We start from the raw sequence: 9,338 nt of genomic DNA on the forward strand, positions 1-9,338 counted from the left end.
GCAAATTTTTCTTTTTCATACCGATCACACACCTTTTTAGAGTAATAGTATCAGTATGTCCAAGATTTTGAGATTACTTGCAATTACCTTGAAGTTTTTGCACCAGAACCGGAATCCCCCTCTTCTAAACGAAGTGAAGGTGGGGGTGGTTCAAAGATAAAAGGGACGAAGTAGAATAATAGGTTTATAAAATGAAAAGGACCCCTATTCCCTAGGGGCCCTTTGAGAGAGAACTTCACTAACTAACTAAATTAATTAGTGGGATACGGATTAATTTTAACATATAGATAGCTTATCTGAAGGTAACAAAAAGTTAACAAAGGAGATTTAAAAGCGTATATTTCATGATCTGAAGAAATCTTATGTTTTCCACTTTGATTTAAGGGAGAATATATAAGATTTTTGGTTCTGGTGCAAAAATAAAATTAAAGAGAATACAGCACATATATTCCTAACGGAATCGTATCTTATGCTGCAAGTCCAAACAATTGATAAATGAATTTTTTCTGGTTTTGGACAGACTGGTCCCGTAAATCAATTTGTTCTTTTTTAATCATATGCATAGCTTCTACTCCAGAAAGAATGGATGTAGCTGTGTCAACACATTTGAACCCTAGCATAGAGCGGGTTCGCTTCTTTCTTACCGTTAACAAAATAATATCAGGCTGATAATACTTCCATTTGAATACATTTTCCTTTTCCATACTAATTACACACCTTCTTTAGACTAGTATCAGTATATCCAAGTTTAAGAGATTTTTTGCACCAGAACCGGGGGAATTATGATTAAATGTCGAAAAAATAAGAATTATGAGGTTTTTTGTTGATTTATGTCGTTTATAGTGCTATACTCATAACAACAAAGAAAGAGAAAACAAAAACCCTTATCTAGTGATATGTCAGAATTTTTAGTTTTCTCCGAACAGTTTATTTCTTGTGCTGTAGAAGTTTGTGCATTTTTTTCCACTCTTTCTTTGTTTTACCCTATAAAAAGAAAACAACCTGTTTTTATACAGGTTGTTTTCTTTTGTAAAAATTTAATTTGTTGTTTTTATTACAGTTGGGATTACTATTTTAAAATTATTATGGTTTATAGGGGGGCGACAGGTAATAGATTGGATATTTAATACCTTTTGGAATGATGGGAAATAACCAAAAGGAAATAAGGAGATATTTAAAGTCCTCTCAAAAGGTTGAATTTTCTGAAAAAATTCACAAAAATATTTATTTGAATTAAAATACGAACTACAAAGATTCGACGTTATACGACAAAATGAAATTATTTTTCGTAATATTACAACAACTAGAGGTGAGGTATCTATATGAATCTATTTCGAAAAAAATCTATTTCAGCATTATTAGCACAGTCAGAACAAAAAGGAGCATCTTTAAAAAAAGAACTCGGTGCATTTGATCTTACTATGCTGGGGGTCGGCGCTATCATCGGAACTGGGATTTTCGTTCTTACCGGTGTTGCAGCAGCAGAACACGCAGGACCCGCACTTGTTTTGTCGTTTATTTTATCCGGTTTAGCCTGTGTATTTGCAGCATTATGTTATTCTGAATTTTCATCAACTGTACCGGTATCCGGTAGTGCGTATACTTATAGCTATGCAACATTTGGAGAATTAATCGCTTGGATTTTAGGTTGGGATTTAATTTTAGAATATGGACTAGCTTCCTCAGCTGTTGCATCTGGTTGGTCAGGGTATTTACAAGGTCTATTAAATGGATTTGGGATTACATTACCTACGGCTTTAACAAGCGCATATAATCCTGAAGTGGGAACATATATAGACTTACCAGCAATCTGTATCATCTTTCTAATGACGTTGTTATTAACAAGAGGAGCAAAAAAATCAGCGCGTTTTAACGCTATCATGGTAGCTATCAAACTTTTTGTTGTCTTACTATTTATCGGCGTTGGCGCTTTCTATGTAAAGCCTGAAAACTGGACACCCTTTATGCCGTTCGGCTTCTCTGGCGTAACAACTGGGGCTGCAACTGTATTCTTTGCTTACATCGGATTTGACGCTGTATCAACAGCTGCTGAAGAAGTCAAAAATCCACAGCGTAACATGCCAATCGGCATTATTGCTTCTTTAACAATTTGTACGATTCTATATATCGTTGTTTCATTAGTTTTAACTGGGATTGTACCTTACGATCAGTTAGGTGTGAAAAACCCTGTTGCATTTGCACTACAATACATTCAACAAGATTGGGTTGCTGGTTTCATTTCTTTAGGAGCGATTACTGGAATTACAACTGTATTACTTGTTATGTTATATGGACAAACACGATTATTTTATGCAATTAGCCGCGATGGCTTACTACCAAAAGTACTTTCTCGTGTAAATAAAAAAACAAAAACACCTGTTATCAATAGTTGGATTACTGCCACTATGGTTGCTTTCTTTGCTGGTTTTGTTCCTTTAAGTAAACTAGCAGAATTAACGAATATCGGTACATTATTCGCATTCATCGTTGTATCAATTGGAGTAATTATTTTACGTAAAAAACAACCAGAACTACCGCGCGCTTTTAAAGTGCCTTTGGTACCATGGATTCCTGCTTTAGCTGTTCTATTCTGTGGATACTTAGCATTACAACTCCCAGCAACAACATGGATAGGCTTTGCAATATGGCTTGTAATTGGACTTGGTGTCTATTTCAGTTACGGTTACAAAAATAGTACACTACAAAAGGAACAAAAAGAAGACGTAGCATAATGAAAAAGCTGTTGTCCCATTAGGACAGCAGCTTTTTTCCGTTCTGGTACAAAAAAAATATCATTGTGTATACTGAAATTATTCTTGAACTACTCACCACTTAACATCCTTACGGACTGTTTGAAGTGGGAGATTCCTAAGTACAGAACTCTAACGGTTAGGCTATCCCCGTAGTTCCTACGGTTAAAAGGCAAATTGCTTCGTTTCTAAGATTGAGCACTGCATTTCGATCTCTATCGTGATGTGTGCCACAAGAAGGACACTCTCACTCACGGATGGTTAGATTTTTTACGCCTTTGTTTTTATATTCACAATTGGAACATAATTGACTAGAAGTGAATGTTTTAGATACCAAAACCACTTGTTTGCTATACTATTTTGCTTTATATTCCAACAATTCCTTATGTTTACGATACTTCTCTTCCATTAATCGGCTGAACTGGTCGGTTATTCGTTGGGAATAATTTATGAAACGTTTCAATTTGTTTTTTGGACATCTCTATTGTCTGTTTCATCACAATCCACTGGACATTTTCTGTACAAGGAGGTGTTGTCAAAGAACCCATGTAACGGAATGACGAATGATCTGAAGGAAGAAGCTGTTTTACATCAATGGTATGCTGCACATCACTCTGTGTATTTTTGCTGTTCGGGAGATTTTCCCACATTTCTGCAAAACCTTCGTTTATTTGTCCCTCTTTTATCATAATACCTACTACTGCTAACTGACCTTGATCATTTTGATGGACCAGATGTAGTTCCATGTCTGCATGTTTTCCTTCAAATTGATGTTCACTTGGTGTATGAAAGTGGAATTGTTTTAATGTGTAACGACTTTCTCCAAGCGTGAGATAATCATCAGAACTATTTGCTTTCCCCTCAATACCATGCCCATTATTTTTAATAGAAAATGATATTGGTTGATAATTAATTTGCAAATGATTAGTATCATCAACTGATGATTTTATTTGTTCCGTTTTGATATCTATCGGAGATTGTTCTTGCCCATTTAAACACATTTTGTATTCTGGTTTCAATTCTCCCCAGTGTTCTGGACCAGTAGTCCCTTCATATGACCATTGCGTATTTTTTTCCGTAGATTTTTCTTGTGTAGCTGTATCCTTGTTTGACTGTTCTTGTTTTGCTGTGTTACACCCCATTAACACTGCACTCATTGTCAATATAAGGGGAGTTTTATAAAGAAACTTTAAGCCTTTCATACTGTTTCCTCCTAAGATGATAAAATATTGTATTTAAAGAATATTGCGTATAACTAAAGGTTCTGTTACAAATTCACCAAAAATATCAAGAATCTAGAGAAGTATCGTTCCATTATTATACAATTTAAACTTTTAAGTAGAAAAATGGAATATCGGAAGCTATACAGTTAATTTGTGAGCAAAGGAGTAACTGTGCTTATTTCTCAAGTTAGAAAAGCTTTATACAAAGCCAGATTGAAGTCAAAAGTTATTAAATACTATAAGAAATGGAAGCAAGAACATATTACATTTCCTAATTTGCTATTATTCCGTGTGTCCTCATTTAGCATTAAATAGAATGACTTCTTACCAATACCCAAAATCGATTTTATAATCTAATTTGGGTTCCAATTTTATTAATCTGGTCATTTTTATTTGGCATTACTGCATTCATTTCGAAACATGGGCTTGCTTTCCGACTAAATGTTTTGTCATGTCTATATTCCCCCCTCTTATCTAATTGATATTGACTTTCAATTTATATTCATTATAATTATATATAAATTCTTAAAAAGAAATCAATATAGATTTATATTTTTTGATGTGATACTATATATTTCTAGTTCTGTTGCAAATCTTTCGAAACGAAGTTATGTTTTTGAAAAGATAAACGGAAGCGTAATAAGTTAAATATTTTAAAGTAAAACAATTTAAACAAGATATTATTGGGGTGTTTTTGCTCAAATCTGCGAAATGGGGGAATTAGCTTAATTGGGGTCACTTTCCATCACCATCAAGCTAAGAAAATATCCCAAAAATAAAAAATGACTTCTCAAGATGAAAATGTACAATTTTTTATTTTGAGAGCGTCATAAAATTCTTAATTTGATGGATATATATAGAAATCCATGTTAATTAACGACCGGTATTGTTTTATGAAAAAATGTCGAAATTACGCGAAATTTGAATTTTTTTGTCTTGTTATACTTTATATTTAGTGCTAAACTCATAATACAAAGAAAGAGTAGCTGAAAAAACCTCATTTAAACTGAAAATATTGAAAATTCAGTCTAGTATATATCTGACTGATATTTACGCTTACTACTCTTTCTTTGTTTTATTTTATATATTATATCGGATATAGATAGCGAGGTGACTGAGATGTGATTAATTGGTAAAAGTAGAGTGTGAGTATTCTGTTATTCTTATGACACTTTAATTACTTAAGTGCATATTTATTACAAATATTTGTAAAGGGAATTGAGGCCCATTGTGCCTATCTAGCAATGTGAAGTTTGGTTTCATGCAAATAAAGAAATAAGCAACTACAATTAATTATGAATCTAGTCGTCATGCTGAGAATTTAATTGAAGGTTTGGTATAGTGAGATTTAACCATGAAGTTTATAAGTCATGTAGATTAAAATTCTAAATTCATAAGCTAACACAAATTAGTGAACGTTACTGTTCATTTTTTAAAAAGCATAGGACTACTTAATTATAAACCTAAGAAATGATATGTAAGAGGTACATGAATAAACAAAATTGTTTGTGATTTTTACTAAATGAATCAAAAATGAGGTAGAGGCTTAGCACAAGCACTTAAGGATGATATTTGAGTGTATGTAGGAGGGATTATAAAATAAGAAGTTTATCCCAAATGAGGTATTAATTTATGTTTGGTTTTTTAAATTACAAAATCAGTTACAAAAGTTACGGAAACTATTTTTGGTATCCAAATAGTTTTATAGTATGGATGAGAGCATGGGGGTAATGCCTGTAGGAGGGGGCAAAAGGTTCTGGTAAATAAAATTGTGAATCAATAAAAAGGTTCTATCAAATTGGGACATACTGATGCAATGAATCTGAAAATAATGAAAAGTAGTATGAATAAAATAATAGCATTGAAATGAAAACATTATTAATCAGAAATTTATGCTATCCATAAGATGGTAGATGTGATACAAGCTTTCAAGATTTGATAGGGATGATGATAAACGTAACTTCAATAGTTACAATGATATCAATAACTATTAAATTTGTAAATAGTAAACTTAGTAAAATTAATGTTAGATTAAAGAATTGAAGCTTATTGGAGGGTAGAGAAATCGTTTATAGAAATCTATTTTCAAGTTTTTTAGTTTATAACAGTTGAAGGAAACGGTATGCCATCAGCCTATTAAGTCATTGTCATTGTATATTCATATTAGAATCCATCTAAATATAATTTATAGGAGAATGACATGATAAAAAGAGTAGTTTCGATTTTTTTAAGTCTAATGCTGTTTATGTTGACGATAGGTCAGAGTTTGGTACCTATAGTAGCAAATGCACAAGAATTAAATACAACAGGATTTGTTGATACATTTAAGTTCGACAAAACGGATCTAATTTATGGAGAACGAACGGGAATAAAAGTTGATTTTAGTGATAAATCTGGAAATAAAATGAAGGCTGGAGACACACTAACATTAACATTACCACCCGAATTACAGGGCTATGCTAGAACGATTGATTTAAAAAATGAGGCAGGTGTAAGCTTTGGTACTTGTCAAGTAACGTCAACGAATGTGATATGTACATTTAGCGATGTTGTTGAGAAACTTCAAAATATTAGAGGATATTTTTATTTTGGAGTTCAAGCAACTAAGGATGTAGCAACGGGACAAACGCTCACAGTTGATACAAACTTAGGTACACAATTACAAACGCAAAGGGTCACAATTAAGGGTCCAACTGAAGGTGGTGGAGGTACAGCACCATTTGTCTATAAAACAGGTAGAATGGATGCGGATGCTCCAACTAAAGTGAAGTGGGAAATACCTATAAATAATAACCAGCAACAATTTAGTTCTGATATAGTTTTGACTGATACTTTAGAGGCGGGACAAACGCTGGATCAAGATGGTTTTAGTATAGGTGTTGGAAATCAAAATTTAACACCTCAACAATTTAATGATGGGGGTTATGGGACGATTACCTTTAATGGTAATTCTTTCGAAGTTAGGTTTTATAAAGAGCAGAGTAGCGGTAAGAACCTATTTTTAAGATATACAGCTACTGTAACTGATAGTGGAATGAAGCAAAAAACTTTTTTCAATAACTATACGATTAATTACCAAATTTCAAATGAGCAACCAGTAACGTTTTCAGAGCAGGCCTGGGCTGATAATATAAATGCAGGCGGCGGTGCGCAAGGCGATTTACCCCCTAAAGGAATGTTAAGAATTGTGAAGCACATTGCCGGAGATGAGACGAAATTTATACCGAATGTTTCATTTAACTTATATACAGAGTCAGGTCAGCAAATTGGCGGTACGTATACAACGGATGGACAAGGTATGGTGGAGGTCCCAGATTTAGACCCAGGTAATTACTATGTACAAGAGATTGCAGGTCCAAACTATTTGGATTTTGATCCTCAAGTAAAAGTGCCTTTTACAATTGATGCAAATGCTGAAAAAGGCGTAAAGCTTGTTATTCCGAATAAAGTGAAAACGACATCTGTTTCAGGAACGAAAAATTGGAATGACAACAATGCAACAGATCGCCCAAGCTCAATCCAAGTAGAGTTACTGCAAAATGGAAATTCAATCAAAACACAAGATGTATCAGCAGCGAATAACTGGAACTATACGTTTGCAGATCTACCAGCATATGATAATGATGGTAATACTTATACGTATACAGTAAAAGAAAAACCGGTAGCGGGATACAAATCAGAAGTAAATGGCTACAACATTACGAATACAAAAGATGCAAAAACATCTGTTTCAGGAACGAAAAATTGGAATGACAACAATGCAACAGATCGTCCAAGCTCAATCCAAGTAGACTTATTGCAAAATGGAAACATAATTCAAACACAAGACGTAACAGCAGCAAGCAGTTGGAATTATACATTTGCAGACCAAGCACAATATGATGCAAATGGTGTTGCTTATACGTATACAGTAAAAGAAAAACCGGTAGCGGGATACAAATCGGAAGTAAATGGCTACAATATTACCAATACAAAAGTAGCGAAAATGACAGTAGAAGGAACGAAGACGTGGAAAGACGGAAATGCAACAGACCGTCCGGCAACGATCAAAGTAGACTTACTACAAAATGGCAATGTAATCGGAACACAGGACGTAACAGCGGCAAATGGTTGGAAATATACATTTACAAATTTAGAATCATATGATGCGAGCGGTGTTGCTTATACATATACAGTAAAAGAGCAACCGGTGGATGGATATAAATCTGAAGTAAAAGGTTATGACATTACAAATACAAAAGTAGCGCAAACAACAGTAGAAGGAACAAAAACGTGGAAGGACGGAAATGCAACAAATCGTCCGACAACAATCAAAGTAGACTTACTACAAAATGGTCAAGTAGTTGCGACGCAAGAAGTAAGTGAAGCAACAGGTTGGAAATATGGATTCAAAGACTTAGCGGCATATGATGCCGAAGGCAATGCGTACAAGTATGAAGTAAAAGAACAACCAGTGGATGGATATAAATCTGAAGTAAAAGGTTATGACATTACGAATACAAAAGATGCAAAAACAACAGTAGCAGGAACGAAAACGTGGAATGACAACAATGCATCAGATCGACCAACAACAATCAAAGTAGACTTATTGCAAAATGGAAACGTAATTCAAACACAAGATGTAACAGCAGCAACCGGTTGGAATTATACATTTGTAGACTTAGCACAATATGATGCAAATGGTGTTACTTATACGTACACAGTAAAAGAGCATCCGGTAGCGGGATATAAATCGGAAGTAAATGGCTACAACATTACAAACACAAAAGTAGCAAAATTGACAGTAGAAGGAACGAAGACGTGGAAAGACGGAAATGCAACAGACCGTCCAGCAATGATCAAAGTAGACTTACTACAAAACGGTAACGTGATCAAAACACAAGACGTACTAGCAGTAATGGGTTGGAAATATATATTTGCAGATTTAGAAGCATACGATGCGAATGGAATAGCTTATCAGTATGAAGTGAAAGAACAACTAGTAGTGGGATATCAATCTAGCGTAAGCGGTTATGACATTACGAATACAAAAGTAGGCGAAACGAAAGTAGAAGGAACAAAGACCTGGAACGATAACAACGCAACAGATCGCCCAAGCTCAGTTAAAGTAGATTTACTACAAAACGGTAAAGTAGTAGACACAAAAGAAGCAACAGCGGCAACAAACTGGAAGTATACATTTGAAAAACTCCAAGCATACGATACAAATGGGGTAGCTTACATCTATACAGTGAAAGAACAATCGGTAGATGGATATAAATCCGAGGTAAAAGGTTATGACATTACAAATACAAAGGTAGGTCAAACAACAGTAGAAGGAACGAAAACGTGGAAGGACGGAAACGCAACAAATCGTCCGGCAACA

Annotated in this window: 3 protein-coding genes and 2 pseudogenes; 2 read left to right on the plus strand and 3 right to left on the minus strand. The window is 34.3% G+C overall.

Annotated elements, in window-relative coordinates; all coding sequences use genetic code 11:
• Positions 1–467: 467 nt before the first annotated feature.
• Positions 468–638, minus strand: a pseudogene (locus FT637_RS28780) (IS6 family transposase); the annotation flags it as partial.
• A gap of 684 nt (positions 639–1,322) precedes the next feature.
• Here FT637_RS28780 and FT637_RS28785 point away from each other — a divergent pair.
• Positions 1,323–2,732, plus strand: coding sequence for an amino acid permease (locus tag FT637_RS28785; protein WP_193649147.1), 1,410 nt, complete (start codon positions 1,323–1,325; stop codon positions 2,730–2,732).
• Between the two features lie 157 nt (positions 2,733–2,889).
• On the opposite strand, the pseudogene FT637_RS30240 reads toward FT637_RS28785, so the two are convergent.
• Positions 2,890–3,129, minus strand: a pseudogene (locus tag FT637_RS30240) (zinc ribbon domain-containing protein); the annotation flags it as partial.
• A 10-nt stretch (positions 3,130–3,139) separates the two neighbouring features.
• Positions 3,140–3,952, minus strand: coding sequence for a carbonic anhydrase (locus tag FT637_RS28790; protein ID WP_193649148.1), 813 nt, complete (start codon positions 3,950–3,952; stop codon positions 3,140–3,142).
• A gap of 2,221 nt (positions 3,953–6,173) precedes the next feature.
• Here FT637_RS28790 and FT637_RS28795 point away from each other — a divergent pair.
• A partial coding sequence (locus FT637_RS28795; RefSeq protein WP_193649149.1) for a Cna B-type domain-containing protein occupies positions 6,174–9,338 on the plus strand: 3,165 nt, incomplete at its 3' end.

Origin of the sequence: Bacillus cereus, from assembly GCF_015071065.1 — a bacterium.
In the GTDB taxonomy this organism is placed as follows: domain Bacteria; phylum Bacillota; class Bacilli; order Bacillales; family Bacillaceae_G; genus Bacillus_A; species Bacillus_A cereus_BA.

Coding starts and splice junctions, on each gene's coding strand:
- FT637_RS28785 (WP_193649147.1), top strand. CDS start 1,323: ATGAATCTATTTCGAAAAAAATCTATTTCAGCATTATTAGCACAGTCA.
- FT637_RS28790 (WP_193649148.1), bottom strand. CDS start 3,952: ATGAAAGGCTTAAAGTTTCTTTATAAAACTCCCCTTATATTGACAATG.